Source organism: Streptomyces chryseus (genome assembly GCF_014650755.1).
Lineage (GTDB): Bacteria > Actinomycetota > Actinomycetes > Streptomycetales > Streptomycetaceae > Streptomyces > Streptomyces chryseus.
Map to the genome: position 1 here is coordinate 21,070 of NZ_BMVO01000037.1, position 14,668 is coordinate 35,737.

Annotated in this window: 9 protein-coding genes and 3 pseudogenes; 2 read left to right on the forward strand and 10 right to left on the reverse strand. The window is 69.9% G+C overall.

The genetic code is table 11. The features are described 5' to 3' along the window. Nucleotides 1-27: 27 nt before the first annotated feature. The 5 genes and pseudogenes from IE185_RS30880 to IE185_RS33445 all read right to left on the reverse strand — a co-directional run. Nucleotides 28-4,992 carry a hypothetical protein gene (locus IE185_RS30880; protein WP_138895565.1) on the reverse strand — a complete coding sequence of 1,655 codons (4,965 nt, stop codon included), beginning with the start codon at nucleotides 4,990-4,992 and terminating at the stop codon, nucleotides 28-30. 306 nt (nucleotides 4,993-5,298) lie between these two features. Continuing rightward, nucleotides 5,299-5,946 (reverse strand): hypothetical protein, encoded by a 648-nt coding sequence (locus tag IE185_RS30885; RefSeq protein WP_138895564.1) that lies wholly within the window; start codon nucleotides 5,944-5,946, stop codon nucleotides 5,299-5,301. Beyond that, the gene (locus IE185_RS30890) at nucleotides 5,943-6,323 is read right to left on the reverse strand and encodes a hypothetical protein (protein WP_138895563.1); all 381 of its coding nucleotides are present in this window, start codon (nucleotides 6,321-6,323) and stop codon (nucleotides 5,943-5,945) included. The genes IE185_RS30885 and IE185_RS30890 overlap by 4 nt, the downstream gene beginning before the upstream one ends. A 50-nt stretch (nucleotides 6,324-6,373) precedes the next feature. After that, complete coding sequence (locus IE185_RS30895) at nucleotides 6,374-7,672, reverse strand: CHAT domain-containing protein (RefSeq protein WP_167518896.1); 1,299 nt, start codon at nucleotides 7,670-7,672, stop codon at nucleotides 6,374-6,376. An 859-nt stretch (nucleotides 7,673-8,531) separates the two neighbouring features. Beyond that, nucleotides 8,532-9,221: pseudogene (locus tag IE185_RS33445) on the reverse strand (NF041680 family putative transposase); the annotation flags it as partial. A gap of 29 nt (nucleotides 9,222-9,250) precedes the next feature. Between IE185_RS33445 and IE185_RS30900 the strand changes: the two are divergent. Beyond that, nucleotides 9,251-9,592: a hypothetical protein gene (locus IE185_RS30900; protein WP_229843790.1), complete on the forward strand. Its 342-nt coding sequence runs from the start codon at nucleotides 9,251-9,253 to the stop codon at nucleotides 9,590-9,592. Nucleotides 9,593-9,760: 168 nt separating this feature from the next. Here IE185_RS30900 and IE185_RS30905 read toward each other — a convergent pair whose 3' ends face one another. The 5 genes and pseudogenes from IE185_RS30905 to IE185_RS34080 form a co-directional block, all read right to left on the reverse strand. Next, on the reverse strand, nucleotides 9,761-10,126 hold the full coding sequence (locus tag IE185_RS30905; protein WP_138895561.1) for a hypothetical protein: 366 nt from the start codon (nucleotides 10,124-10,126) through the stop codon (nucleotides 9,761-9,763). Continuing rightward, complete coding sequence (locus IE185_RS30910) at nucleotides 10,123-10,386, reverse strand: hypothetical protein (RefSeq protein ID WP_189716431.1); 264 nt, start codon at nucleotides 10,384-10,386, stop codon at nucleotides 10,123-10,125. The genes IE185_RS30905 and IE185_RS30910 overlap by 4 nt, the downstream gene beginning before the upstream one ends. Nucleotides 10,387-10,502: 116 nt before the next feature. Next, a complete protein-coding gene (locus tag IE185_RS30915; protein ID WP_138895560.1) occupies nucleotides 10,503-10,910 on the reverse strand; it encodes a hypothetical protein in 408 nt (135 codons plus the stop codon). A 1,030-nt stretch (nucleotides 10,911-11,940) separates the two neighbouring features. Further along, complete coding sequence (locus tag IE185_RS30925; protein WP_138895559.1) at nucleotides 11,941-12,264, reverse strand: IS3 family transposase; 324 nt, start codon at nucleotides 12,262-12,264, stop codon at nucleotides 11,941-11,943. A 342-nt stretch (nucleotides 12,265-12,606) separates the two neighbouring features. Next, nucleotides 12,607-13,188: pseudogene (locus IE185_RS34080) on the reverse strand (IS5 family transposase); the annotation flags it as partial. Between the two features lie 405 nt (nucleotides 13,189-13,593). Here IE185_RS34080 and IE185_RS30935 point away from each other — a divergent pair. Continuing rightward, a pseudogene (locus IE185_RS30935) lies at nucleotides 13,594-14,619 on the forward strand (IS110 family RNA-guided transposase); the annotation flags it as partial. Nucleotides 14,620-14,668: the final 49 nt, after the last annotated feature.

The following is a 14,668-nucleotide window of genomic DNA, read 5'->3' on the forward strand; positions in this document are numbered from 1 at the left end:
CTGCGGATGCGGCCTGTGCGGCGGCGTTCACGACGCGTCGCCCTCGCTCGTCACCGCCTTGTCCAGGAGCACCAGTTGGTCTCCCCTTCTGGCGATGAACGGCAGTTCCTCGTCCGGAAGGGCCGGGACATCGCCGTCGCCGGGGAACAGGTGGTCCACCACCCGCATGGCGTACTCCGACACCAAGGGTGTGCTGATACCGATGATCAGGCCCAGCATCGTCTCGACCGCCGCGTCGCGGTCCCCCGCTCGGAGACTGGCCAGTCCCGCCTGCAGGGCCAGCAGCGGAGTGAACTCGGGAGCCAGGGTCCGGCCGGCCGACCAGGCGGCCTCGGCGGCGGCGCACGCCTGTTCGTGCCAACCGCTACGGCTCAAGGCCTCCGCCAGGTTGGCGGTGATCACCATCCGGCCCACCTGGTCGGCGGGCCCGCACCGGTCGAGCGCCTCTTCGAGCAGGTCCACGGCCTCGACCATGTCGTTCCGGGCCATCGCCCGCATCCAGCCGGTGGTGTCACCGAACTCGATGAGGTCGATCACGTTCCTTCCGTCGGGCCCGTCGGGCCCGTGGGGGCGGCCACGGAGGTATCCGAGCCGGAAGGCGCGCCAGGTCGGGCGTGACAGGGACGGCAGCAAGGGCATCACGTCCGTGGCGCATTGGGCCGGTGTCGGCGGCCGGTCGAGATAACAAGCGTTGTGCGCGAGGATGACGGCGCACCCCCGCTCGGGTGACCAGGCGAAGCTCTCCCAGCGTGCGTCGCCCTGCAGGACACCGTTTCGGTGGCCGGTCGCGAGCAACTGAGCCACGCTGTAGGCGAGAACGCTCCGTCCGTCACCCCTGCGTAGGCGTTCCTCGATGTGCGCGGACGATTCATCGTCGTCCCCCGGCGCCCACAGGTGCGCCCACTCCCGGAAGTCGGTGCGCACGGGCCGGGACCGCGACACAAGGCCGTCGGGCAGGGAGATGCCGTTGTCCGACAGCAGGTTGCGGAGGGTGGTCGCACCGGCGAGCAGGCATGGGAAAGCCTGAACGCCCAGGAGCGGTGGGAACAGCTCCCGCAGCTCGCCGGGCAGGGCGTCGAGGCCGGCGGTGACGCTCTCGTCGAAGACTTCGAGCGGCACCGCCGCACAGTCGCCGACGCGCTCCACCATGCCTTCGAGGTCGAAGAGCTCCGGGCGCTCCCCCGCGCGTTCTCTCCGCGGAGAGGGACGTTCCGGTACCAGCACCACCCCACCACTCCGGCAGATCCGCCGTACGGTGGCCAGCCAGCGCTCGTGATCGGTGTCGTCGACCACGGTGGCCGCGACCGTCGCGGACCCGAAGGTCACGTCGGTCGCGTGAGTGTCGGCGGCCGGGCCGTCGGCTCGCGGCGGGACGGAGAACCGCTCGCTCCCGGCGACGCTCGGACGACCGGCCTCCGCGTTCTCCGGTATCTTCGCGGCCGCGTCCGGAGTCCCCGTCTCGGACGGCATGGGCATGCCCGTCATGGCGAACAACGCCCGGCACAGCAGGAGCGACTGCTCCAGACGCGCCGGGTCGTCCGAGTCCTTGTTGACCTCTTCGAGCACCGCGGCGAAGACCTTGCGGGCTCCCGGATGGGCACGGTGCACGGGCGGGAGGAGACCGAACGCGGTCAGGCACTCGCGGACCGCCTCGTCGAGGTCGGACACATCCGCCCGTACCCGGTATCGGGCGAGCAGGGCGTTCGCCAGTTGCACGATCAAGTTCAGTCGGCGAGCGCGGTCCGCAGTCGTCTCGGGCAACGCTATCTCATCGCACTGATCGACCTCGGTCTCGGCCTCGGTCTCGACCTCACGGGCGAGGTCGACGGCTTCACGCAGCAAGCCCACGGCCTCGTCGAGATCACCGGGATCACCGGGATCACCGGGGGACGCGCCGGCGGACGCGAAGCCGAGCACCAGGGCCTCGCCCAGCACGGACAGGCCGATCAGCCGGACGACGGGCGCCTGCCCGCGGGCGACCACGTCGCGAGCGCACCGGACGGCCTCCCGGCGATCCGCGTCGTCCCCGGACACCCGGAACCTGGACATATACACGGCGGCGGCGTGGGCCGAACACAGCGGACGGAACGGGTCGTCCGCCGCGAGGTGTCCGGCCAGGCGTCCCAGATCGGCGGCCGCCTTCGCCAGGCCCGCACGATCACGTGAGAGCAGTGCCGTCCCGGAGATGCCCAGGACCAACGGACCGTCCTCCGGCCGCACGGAGTCCGTCTCCGGACGGAGTTCCGCCGTGCGGGCGGCGAGTTCCGGGTCCACCAGACCCGGCGCGACCAAGTCCAGGGACATTCCCCAGATCCGCCCGAATGACTCGAACGCCGCCAGCGACTCCCGCGCGCCCTGCTCCCTCGGCAGTTCCCGGCCCCGGCACCAGCGCAGCCAGGCGACCGCGTGCACCGCCGCCGCGGCCTCCACCCGGTCCCGGCCCGCCGCGTCGGCGAGTTCACCGATTCTCCGGGCCTCCTCGGACGCCCGGTCGTGCAGGACGGGCTCCGGATCGCGCAGTGCACGGTAGGCGCGCACGCGCCGGTCGACTTCCGCAGTGAGGGCGGACAGCTCCTCGTTCCCCGGCTCGTCCGGACGAGGGTCCGAGGCGACGAGCTCCCGCTCGACGGGCCCTATGGCGCCCCCGGGAACGCGAGGGAGCCGTGGTGCCTCCGGGCGGTGAGGGCTCGACCGCGGGACCGGAACGGCCGGTGCCTCCTCGGGAAGCGCCGGAGAGGCCTTGTCGAGTTCGTTGCGGATGTCGGTCAGACGCTCGGCGAGATCCGGGTGCTCGGCCGACAGTCTCGTGAGATCACCGCGCACGGCAAGAAGTTGACTCCACATCACCGCCCGCCCCTGCTCGAGTTGTTCCACGGCGCGCGGGAGCCGGAGAGCGTCGACGGCGGCCGCGGCGGCGTCGCGCACCAGCCCCGGCCACTCGGTCAGCAGGCGTTCCCGCGATGTCCGCTCCAGCCCGTGCCACGCGAGCAGGGGGAGCAGTTCCACCACGTCGTAGTCGTCCACCGCCGCGCCCGGTCGCCCGCCGACTCGGGCGGTGAGGTCACCGGCGGTCCGGGCGGCTTCCAGCCTGGCGTACACGTCGGCCGTCGCGCTGCGTGCCACCTTCCGCAGCAACGCGACCGCGGCGGAGGCGTCCGTGACGGAGGCGTTCACGGCGAGCCGGTCGATGAGGGCGTGGGCGACCGCCAGGGATTCGTGGGCACGGTCGGGTCGGCTGGAGACCGGCGCCTGCAGTGCGGCCCGGGCCGCGTCGACGGCCAGGTCGAGATCGCCGGGGCGGTCTTCCAAGCGGGATCTGGAGCGGAGCAGAATGCTCAGCTTGGTGAGCATGCCGGACCGCTCGGGATGGTGGGGGGCCGTGGTGTCCACCGCCGACCGGATGGCATCGATCGCCGCGGTGAGGTCCTCGGCGCGGTCGCCGCGGCGTGCCCGGAGGTACAGCGTCGAGGCGAGGTTGGACAGCGCTCCGGAGTGGTCGGGACTTCCGACCGGGCTGAGGCGAAGACACTCGGCGAGGGTCCGGTGGGCCCGCTCCACATCCTCGGGATCGTCCGTCACACCGAAGCGGGCCAGCAGCGCCACTCCAAGCGCATTGAGGGTCGGCCGCCGCTCGATGTGCGTGTCCGGCAAGGTCTCGGCAGCCGTCTGCAGGACCTCGACAGCTTCATCGACGTCACGGACTTCCCGCACCCGCAGGAAGCGCCGGTACAGCGCGCTGCCCAGCTGACCGAGGCTGCGGTACCGGTCCTGACTCGTCGGCGCCGCCACTTCGGCGGCTTGGCGCAGCAGCGCGATGCCGTCGTCGAGGTCCCGTGCCGAGGACCGGAGCACGGAGCGATCGAGGTGGGCGTTGCCCTGATTGGCCAGTGTGGTGGAGCGATCGGGGTGGTTCGCGTCCATGGACTCGACCGCGCCGCGGAGCAGTTCCATCGCCTCGTGGAGATCGTCCGGTGCTCCGACCTGTTCGTTGCGGGTCCGCAGGAGGACTCCGAGATTGCCCTGCACGGCGGGCCGCCCGCCATCGTCCGCGGCCAGACCGTCCAGCGCCTGGCGTCCCTGCAGGATGCCCCGGTCCAGGTCATCGGTGTTCCCGAGGTGCTCGAAGCGCCGCAGTAACCCGCTCGACAGCAACGAACGGGTCTTCGCCCGGTTCGGGCCGTCCGCCGACAGTCCGATGACCTCCTCGAAGGCGCTGATGGCGTGCTGCAGGTCGTCGAGCCGACCGGTTCTGTCGTAACGGTGCTGCAAGGTGATGCCGTGGTTCCGGAGGACCGTCGCCCGGTGGCCCCGGGCCTCGGGACGAGCGGACGCGGTAACCGCTTCCCGCCCCACGTCGACCGCACGGTCCAGGTCCTCGGGGGACCCGGCGAGGAGCGCGCGGTCCCGCAGGCCAACCGCGAGGTTCTGCAGCAGGGCCGCCCGGTGGCGGTGATCGGGGCCAGCGAGGTCGACGGCGGCCTCGCAGAGCCGGATCGAGTCATCGAGATCAGACCGGACACCCGTTTCCGCGTACAACGTGGCCACGGCGTCCGCGCACCCGCTCAGAAAGCTCGGCCGATCCCTTCCGTCGGAGAACGTCGGCTGCCTGTCCACCACACCGGGCGGGACCGGGAGCCCGAGTTCCGCCCGCGCGACCAGTACGCCCCAGAGGTCGGGGTCGGAACTGGTGATCAGGCTCGTGGCGACGAGAGGGCGCAACTGCTCCGGCACTCTTCCGGGTTCGACTCCGTAGACCAGGGCGAACAGGTTCCCGCTGACGACGAGGTCGTCGGCGTACTCCTCGGAACGGGCCGAATAGCGGCACCGGAAGAACTCGGCGTACACCGCCATGAACCGGGGCGGCGGATCCACGGGCCAGGTCTCCCGCACGATGTGCAGCAGTCGTTCGAACTCCTCCGGAGCCCGATCGTCGAGCACTCCGGCCGGGTCCGCGCCGTTAACCCAGCGGTCGACCCGTGCCTGCAGTGCCAACAGCAATACCTCGGCCTCATCGCTCATGAGTCCCCCGCGCTCGAATCCGGCACGCGTGCGCCGAGCCCGTCCCCCTGCGGCTCGCGGATCCGCAACGCGTACTGCCCCCCGCCCCGGGCCGAAGAAGCTGATCGATTCGGGGCTTTTGGGGACACGAGGTAGCGGAGTAGGCACTGGATTGAGGCGTCATCAGCCGAAGCGGGCCCCGCACCTCGGCCGTGGCCTGCGGCATGCCGTTCTGCCAGGCGCACCCGGGCCGGGCGGTCGGGTCTGTCGGGGCCGAAACACGCTTACGCGCACGCCGCTTCACGGCGACGCCTTGGGGGTGCAGGAGTCGACGGCACGGATGCCGGTCGAACGGCTCAGGTCGAGCGTGACCTCGCCGCTGTCGGTCCTCAGGGTCAGCAGACCCGAGGCCATCCGGATCACCACACCGCAGCGGGCGCCCGCGGGGGTGAGGATCTCCACGGAGGGCTCCTTCGCGGCGGGCCCGTACCAGGTCGTACCCACGGCCGCGACCAGCAGCGCGGTGCAGGAGAGCGCCAGCACGACGCCCCTGGACAAGGCGCTGGCGGCGCGCAGGGCCTCCGCATGGTCGGCTCCCAGCGCCGATCCCCCGCCGTGAGCCCGGTACTCCTTGATCGCGGTCGCGGCCGGACGGCCGTGCGCGGCGCGCAGCAACAGCACGGCCGCCGTCGTGCCCGCCAGGAGGGCGGCCAGGAGCAGGAGGCCGACGACCGCGCCGTACGGTGAGGCCAACTGACCGACGTCCGTGCGCCCCTTCAGCAGTCCGAAGCCGATCAGACCCGCCAGCAGGGCTCCGACGCCGTTCCGCCAGGCGAGCGCTGCCGCCCGCACGCGCGGCAAGGAGTCCTTGACCAGTTGATAGTCGTGCCGGGCGGACACCTGGTGGGCGCGGTCGGCCGACGGGCCCGGAGTCACCCGGAGTGTCATGGCCGCTCGTCCCGCAGGATGACGTTCCAGTAGGCGCCGCAGCCGTCCAGGTCGTCCGGCCGCCCGGGGTGGGGTACGGCGCATGTGCAGATCATGGGCACCACGGTCTCCGCAGTTGCCGCCAGCGGCGCCGGATGGGGCCGCCGGCGCAGCCAGGAGCGGACGACACTGTCGACGTGGGGGAAGTCCATCGGATCGCCGCAGCGCGGGCACGGCCCCTTCAGAACCACCCCGCCCCGGGTAGGAACGGCCTGGAAGGAGGCCGCCTGTTCGGCGAACGACGGGTGGGTGATCTCCTCGTAGGGCTCCGGACCCACCCCGGTCTCGTGTGCGACCGGGGCCGTGCCGGGCCGCGACTCTGGCAGTGCAGGGGACATGCGGGGTTTCTCCCGTGTTCGGCAGGACGGTGATCCGTGTGTGCGGCGCCCTACGGCCCGATGTGGGTGAAGGGAGCCCAGAGTCGGGGCTGATCGGGCATTTCCCGTCGCAGGGCCCGTACGGCCCGGTGGAGCGCGGGTGCGGCGGCCTCGGGCCGCAGGTGTCCGTCGACGGTCATGTACCGGTACACCGCGTCGAAGACGCGTGCCGCTGTCCTGTCGTCCACGGACCACAGGGCCGCGACCACGTGCCGGTAGCCGGTGTAGTGCAGCGCGGACGCCAGTGTGATGGCCTCGTCCAGCAGGTTCACTCCGCCGACGGCGGTCTTGCAGGCGGACAGGCCGGCGAAGTCCCCGCGGGACTGTCGCGCCGCGAGGTCGGCGACGGTGAGCACCCCGTCGTGCAGCAGCAGGCCTCCGCGGGACGGTTCGGCGAGGTCCTGGTCGCCGTGGCAGCTGAAGTGCACCCAGCGGTGCCTCGCGAGTGCCGCCTCGACGGCTCCTCGGGTGGCTCCGGGCCCCTCCAGGAGCGTGTGGCGCCCGGCGGGGAAGAGCTCCGTGAGCGTGTCGCGTTCGGCTCCGGCGTTGGGCAACCACGGCTGGCCCGGCGCGTCGCCCACGGAGACGACGAGCATGCGTTCCTCCTCCGGCGCGCCCGCGTCGTCCGTACCGGCGTGACCGCCCGTGCCTCGTCCGGCGCGCGCTTCCGTGAGCACGCGCAGGGTGGGCGTGTACGAGGAGACGACGCGGTCGAGGACCGTACGGGGTTCCGTCTCGTCGAGGGCGGCGTCGTAGTACCCGGCCGTATGGAGGGGGAGCAGGGTGAGGGGCCCCGTGGGACACCACCACAGCCGGGTCCAGGGCCCGTCGGCCGAGGCAGGCGCCCGGTGGAGACCCAGTTCGTCGAGAACCGGCGCGGCGACGCTGTCCCAGAGCCGGCGCTGGAGCGTTCCGAGCATCTCGTCCGTACGGTGCGCCGCCGTCATCAGGGCACCGGCGGCGCGCTGTTGGGCGCGGATCGCGGAGGGTTTGGGGTCGGCCCTCACCGTGTCGTACGCCAACTGGTGCTCGGACTCAGCCTGTTCGGCGGCGTGGAGGGTCTCCAGATAGCTGTTGGCCCACTCGGTCGCCCGGTCCAGCGTCAGATCGGGCAGCGCGCGGTTGCGCACGCCCTCCTCGGTCACAATCAACGCGTCACACCGCCATCGGCTCACGTTGACGACGACAACCGGGCCGCCGCTCGCGGCAGGCAACAGCGAGTCGAGGCGCGGCGGCCGTAGGAAGTCCTCGAACCCCCCGAGTCCCCGTACCCGGCCGACCAGGTCATCCCACTCGCGGGCCAGAGCCATACGCCGATCCACCGGCCCGTCCGGACTCGCCTCGATATCCGTCACGCCGTCCCCTCCCCCCATTCCCGCGACTGCCCGGCACCGCCTGCGGCCCTCTCACCGCCGCCGACGGCCGGTTGGTGCCCGGCCGTCACCGGGCGGCCGCGCGCAGAGGCATGCTCCGCCGTTCCACGTCATGACTCTCCCCCGATATTCGTACGCACTCAGGTCATGTCATCACAAGAGACGCCCTGTACGGCCCGGTTCGGACAGACTGCGACGATGAGCGGCTTCGGCCACGTCGTTCACCCGGCGGCCGCCGAGCCGGAGCAGTGACGGCGGAGGCGATGCAGGCCCCCACCTTCGCCCAGGCACTGCCGAAGAGCACGCCGTTCCACCCGGCCTGGGTGACTCAGACCGGACGGGGACGCACCGTCCACGCAGGACACTTCGAAGGTAGGCGACCCCACTGACCCTCCCCCGCCCTCGTGGGGCGGCGGTCCGTACCGCGGCGCGGCGGCTGGCAAGATGAGCAAGCGGCCTGACGACGGCAATGGTGATGCCGATCCCGAATTCTCCGCAGCTTGATCGGCGTGAGACGAGACGGGCAAGTGACTCTGTGGGCCAGCAGAGCCATTCGAGAAGCGGGTTGGTGACCACGAACCAGTGGATGCTGATTCGGCCCTGCTTCTTGTCCAGGATCGGTGGGGCGTCGTCCCGGTAGACGTAGCGGTGGTATCGGTGGCGGACCGGCGCTCCGGCGATCAGCAGCACCGGTGAGGAGATGAGGATGACCACCGGGACCAGTGCTCTCGCGATGGTGAGCTTCGCCTTCTCCTCATAGCGCATGCGTCCAGTGGGCTGACGCCTATGCCGCTTGTCAGCCCGTCCCGCGGGGTTTGGTGCCGGCCTTGTGGTGGGTGGGGCGGCTGTAGGCCTCGCCGGTGGCGAGGACGCGTCCCACCTCGTGCCGGGTGACCGGGCGACGGTTCTTCGAACCAGGTGGTCGACCAGGGCCGGGCCTGGACGGTTTCGGTGCACCAGCCGGAGAGCCGGTCTTCGTGCGTAGGTTCCTGAACCCTCTGCGGACGCGGGAGGGTGTCACCTTGTTCGGCAGGGCCTGCTTCTCCCAGGACCGCCGGAGGTCTGTGGCCAGTGGTCGGGCGAGTCGGAGCTGGGCATAAGCGGCGATCACCAGCCAGTTCCACCGGCCGGCCGCCTCCGAGCTGCGAAGCCGGAGCTTTGTCCACCCGAGCGTCTGCTTGAAAAGGCGGAAGGTGTGCTCCAGGTCGAAGCGGCGAAGGAACGACTGCCAGCAGCGGTCCACGTCGTCCGCGGTGGCGGCAGTGCCTGACCACCCAAAGCCAGACCGGCTTGTTCACCCCGCCACTGGGCAGTTCCCCACGGTCAGGCGGATGACGGTTCCCTCGATGATGGGCAGCGGTCCGCCGTGGTCGATCCAGGCCGCTCGCGGGGTCAGCTGTGGGTGCAGCCGGTCCCAGGCCTGCGCGGTCGCCTTCCCTTACAGGCGTGTGTCGGTGACGGTCACGGCCTGCTCGGTGCCCCAGGTGCGTCAGAGCTGTGGGGGATGATCGGGTCATGCTGCAAGCGAGAGACGAGCACGGTCGTCAGGTGAGGAATCCGGGGCCCACTGCCTTGAGCCGGATGGTGGCGAACCTCGGCCGGGGCAACGCCTTCGTGATCGTCGAGCGCGTCGACGATGAGGCGGCTGGCGATTGGTACGTGCAGGTGTGGCTGAGGGATGACAACACCTATCAGCTGGAGTTCCGTGACGGGACGGCGGCAGAGCACTACCAGACCCGGACGATCTCCCAGGAAAAGGTGATCGTCGCACTGAGTGGCTGGGCCAAGGGGCGACCGGATTGGAAGGACGCCTTCATGTGGAACAACATCGGTTCCTCGTTCGAGAACGCCGGCTGACCCTGCCGCCGCCTGGGGCCGACAAGGTCAGCGACGTGCGTTCGCTCAGCCGCGGCGCATGGAAATGACGTCGGGACTTGCTGCGGGGATGGTGGGCCGCGCGGCCTCCGGGGTGGCGAGCGGCAGCCGGCAAGGTGGGCAAGTGGCCGGGAACGGGCGGCCAGTGGATCAGCTCGTCCAGGTCTTGATCTGCGCGGCGACCTCTCGCACGGGGAGCCCGTCGCGGGCCGCGCGGGCCAAGGGGATGACGGTGTCCAGGCCGGGGCTCACGGGAAGCCCGCACGCGGATAGGTAGGCCGCGGTCACTGTGGCTGCGAACAACAGGTTCCTGGCCTCCAGGCTGGGGTTTCTCGCCAGTTCGCACAGCAGCGCCGCGGCCTTGTGATGGCGCTCGGGGTAGACCTCGCGGTCGAGAACCTCTGCCCGATGACGTGCTTCTGCTGCAACCGGCACGCCGTAGTCGACGACCTGGGGGTCTCCCGGGATCTGCTGTGCGACTGCCAGGATCCAGGCGAGGTCGATTCGCAGGTTCACGCCGCGTTCCTCGGCGCGGTCGCGTCCAGCCCTTCCGGGAGACCGGGGTAGCGGTCCTCACCGAGCTCCGTCTCGAAGCTGTCCGTGTACGCGGCCAGGAAGGCCGAGGCGCCGGCCATGAAAGCGGCGCGTGACTGGTTCACGTCGGCCTCGATCAGATCGGCGACGTACCCCTGCAGGCTCAGGCCGCGGCGCTTGGCCCGCTCCTCGGCGGCTGCCTTGACGGCGTCGTCCAGTCGGATGTTCGTCTGCTTTCCCATGCCCACCATCATAGCTAGCTGCTGGTATCACCTGCTAGCGAACGGACTGGCCGGCCACGTCATCGGGCCGGGGAAGGGTGCGCCGCAGACCGCGGTCAGGATCTCTGAGCGCCTGGTCAGGTGTTGTCGTCGTCGCACAGGGCCTCTCCGATCTTGCTGAGTTCAGCGGTCGTCAGCGGGGGTGCGGCCCAGTTCTGGTCTCGTGCATGCCGCACGAATCGATCGCCCAAGGCCACGTGGTACAGCTCGACGTAGTGGGCGAGGTCGGAGTACCAGAACCATCGCCCGTCGGTCAGTAGCTGCAGCCCGTCGATCAGCTCGCGGCCGGGACTCAGAACGTCGTGAACGCTAGCCCCAGTGGCCGCAAGGGTCGAGCCCGAGCGCAGGTACTCCACGGGGCGGAGCTCGTCCGGGCCTGCGTGATCGCGCATGGCAGCACGGAGCGAAGGGCCGTCGGACCGGCCGTGCTTGAGCTCCTGGAACTCGCCGATGAACCGGTCTGCTTGAGGGTTCTCGCTGTTCATGCGCGGGAGCCTAACCTGGGAGATCACCGGGGGTGCCGACCTCGAGCACGTCCGTTGCGGCTTGAAGCGCGGCCTCAGTCACCAGCCACTGTGATCATTCACTGCTTCGGGTTCACTCTGCTCGAACACGATGCGACTGCGCTCGACCTGCTCAGCAACCTTGTTCCACGACCCAGTGCGTGATCTCGTACGGGACGACACAGATACGGACGGTCGGCGCCAGATCAGGATCCTCGTCGGGACGAGGCAACCAGGAAGACCGCTCCAAGCAGATGGATCGCCGTCGGGGGCCTCAGGCCACGCGGCTGGCGCAGACACGGCCTCGCTCAGCTCCACAGCCCTGGATGCATGAACCGTAAGATCAGGGTCCATTGATGCGTGAGGGGACTGGATGGCTGGGACGTCTTCGGCTTCAGGCGACGTGCTGGAGCCGATCAGGCAGCACCTGCGAGACCCTTCGCATGACGTCGATGTGAGTCCAGGCTGGCGACAGTTGGTGCTTGAGTGCCATCAGTCGGTTGTCGCGGAGTTCCCGGAGTACGAGCTCCTGGCCGTGAAGCAGAAGTGGGGGGCCTTGGCCTTCCAGGCGTTTCCGCGGCCGTGGAAGCCTGGCGGCAACTGGACAGATACGGAGGACGCGCGCCTCCATGCTGTCACTGATGCCTTCGCTGACCGCAGCGAGGGCATCTGTGAGCGCTGCGGTGCGGATGGCTCACTGCGTGAGAGTCGAGGGGTCCACCTCGTGCTGTGTAAGCGGTGCGAGATGCTCGTTCCGGAGCACGGTCGTCTCTGACGGGTGCTTGCTCCTCATCGCACAGACCAAAGGAAGATGCCTGCCAGGTGGAGCCGGCGAGGTAGATCGTGGCGGTCTTCTCGTAGCGGGTGGCGATGCCCCGCCACTGCTTGAGGCAGTTGATGCAACGCTCGACGGTGTTCCGCTGCTTCTAGACCTCTCGGTTGAACCCAGGTGGCCTGCCGCCGCGGCTGCCGCGTCGTGCGCGGTGGACCTGCTGGTCGGCCAGGACCGGAATCATGGCACGAATCCCACGTCGTCTGAGGTGGGTGCGGATGAAGCGGGACGAGTACGCCCGCGGGCGACGCGCTTCTCGTTGACCCGCAGGCCCTTCTCCCGGAGCTCGGCGGTCACCCGTGGGGAGCCGTAGGCGCTGTTGGATTCGCCGTGGACCTCACGGATCCGCTCGGCCAGGAGCCGGTCCTTGCGCTGCCGGGCTGCCCTCGCCTGTCGGCCGGCGACCCACTTGGAGTAGCTGGACCGGTTCAGGCCCAGACCCTCGCAGAGCCGCTTCACCTCGTAGGTGTCCCGGTGGTCGTCGACGAACTGGAAGCGGCTCATCACCAGTTCGTCTCCGCGGCGAAATACTTGGCCGCCTTGCGGAGTGTGTCCCGCTCGGTCGCCAGCTTCCGCTCGCTCGCCCCCGCGCCTCCAGCTGCCGGATCCGCTCGTCCGGAGCGTCGGACGGCACCGCCGCCTCCGGTTGGACGGTCGGCTCTGCAGCCGTGGCGGTCACGCCACGGCGTCCGCGGTCCCGCAGCACCCACTCCCGCAGGGTCGCCCGGTAGGTCGCCCCGGGTGTGGACTCGTACAGGGCCACGGCATCGGCCTTGAACTCGTCCGAGTAGTCCTTCATCGCCATCGGCGGTCTTCTCGCTTCCTCCGGATCAAGCAGATCCAGTATCAGCGTGTCCACCACTCAGGGGGAGGCCCCTGGAACCAGCAACGCCGCCCCACCACTGGCGGCGGCACTGCGTTCGGCACGTGTATAACCCCGCCATCGCGGAGGCGCTGGAAGCCGCGCGGGTGGTGAAGGCACCCGCCCGCGCACTGCAGCTGGGCTCGCTGAGCACGTCCGGCCACAACGCGAACCCCCAGCAGACAAGCGTATCGGGTGGCGATGCCGCGCCATTGCTTCAAGCGGTTGAAGCACCGTTCGACGACATTGCGGTGCTTGTAGACCTGCTTGTCGTAGACCGGAGGACGGCCGCCGAGGCTGCCGCGCCGGACACGGTTGCGCACCTGGTCGGCCCGCTCCGGAATGGTGTGGGGGATGTTGCCACGCCGCAGCCAGGTGCGGATCGCCTTCGAACTGTAGCCCTTGTCGCCGATAACGTGAGCGGGCCGCACCCGCGGCCGTCCCGGCCCCGGGCGGGGTACTCGTATTGCATCCATCACGGTGGTGAACTGGGTGCAGTCGTTGGTGCTTCCGCCCGTGAGCACCAGGGAGAGCGGGCGGCCCAGGCCGTCGCATGCCAGGTGGATCTAATAGCTCAGCAGTGAGCCTGAGCGGGGGAATGCAAGGACTCACTGGGTGAGGTGGAAGCCTGCCGCCGTTCCGGGACTGCGATCCCTCGGTGCCAGACCGGCTCGCTTCACTACGCCGCCAGGCGGAGGCCCAGGGTGGATCCGGGGACGCGATCCCTTCAGCAAGACCGCGCCCCGCCTGGCGGCACTCAATCAGGTTTCATGTCCCCAGCCCGCCAGCAGGGTCCGACCTCTCAACAGTTCGCGAGCCCGGAGCTCTCCTGCAGACCGAGGTCCCTGCCGGTCGCTGGAGACACGAACGGCTCATGAGATGGCGTGCCCGGAGCACTTCTATTAGAGCGCCGCGTGCTCCGCACGGAGCTGACCAGCACATTCACGCAGTGCCAGGATGGGAGAACGAGGTTGAGCAAGGTCTTCTGCGGCATCGACTGGGCCGAGAATCATCACGACATCGCCCTGGTTGATCAGGACGGCATCCAGCTGGCCAAGCTGCGCATGAGCGACGACCGTGCTGGATTCCACGCCCTGCTGGAGTTGCTCGCCCGCCACGGCGACAGCCCCGACGATCCGATACCGGTGGCAATTGAGACGCCGCGCGGCCTGCTGGTCGCCAGCCTTCGCGCAACCGGCCGGAAGATCTATGCGATCAACCCACTGGCCGCCGCGTGTTACCGCGACCGCAGCAGTGTCGCCCGCGCCAAATCGGACGCCGCAGACGCCCGTGTGCTGGCCAACATCCTGCGCACCGACATGGCCGCCCACCGTCCTCTGCCCGCCGACAGCGAACTCACCCAGTGCGTCGCCGTCTTGGCCCGCGCCCATCAGGACGCCGTCTGGGACAAGACGCAGATGGTCAACCGGCTCCGCTCCCACCTGCGCGAGTACTATCCGGCCGCCCTGTCAGCCTTCCACGGCAGCGGCACCTTGGGCCTTGACTCCGCGCACGCCCGCGCGGTCCTCGCCGCGGCACCCACCCCGGCGACGGCGGCCCGGTTCACTCGCAGCCAACTGCGCGCCCTGCTCAAGCGGGCCGGACGTCTCCGGCGAGGGATTGAGGCCGAGGTCGAGCGCCTACGGGCAATCTTCCGCAGGGACCACCTGCACCAGCTGCCGCAGGTCGAGCAGGCCATGGGCAAACAAACCCAAGCCCTCATCCAGCAGCTCGACGCAGCCTGCCGCATCGTCGATGACCTCGCGGCAGCCACCGAAGAAGCGTTCCTCGCCCACCCGGACGCGAAGATCATCACCAGCTTTCCCGGCCTGTCGATCATGTCCGGAGCCCGCGTCCTGGCCGAGGTCGGCGACGATCGCGAACGGTTCGCGGATGCCCGGGCCTTGAAGGCATACGCCGGCGCGGCTCCCGTGACGCGGGCCTCCGGCCGCAGCCACGTCGTGGTCGCCAGAGCCGTCAAGAATCAGCGCCTAGTACTGCAACGGTCTTTGCCGTGACGGTTGGGCAATTTCTGGTGGTGTGTGG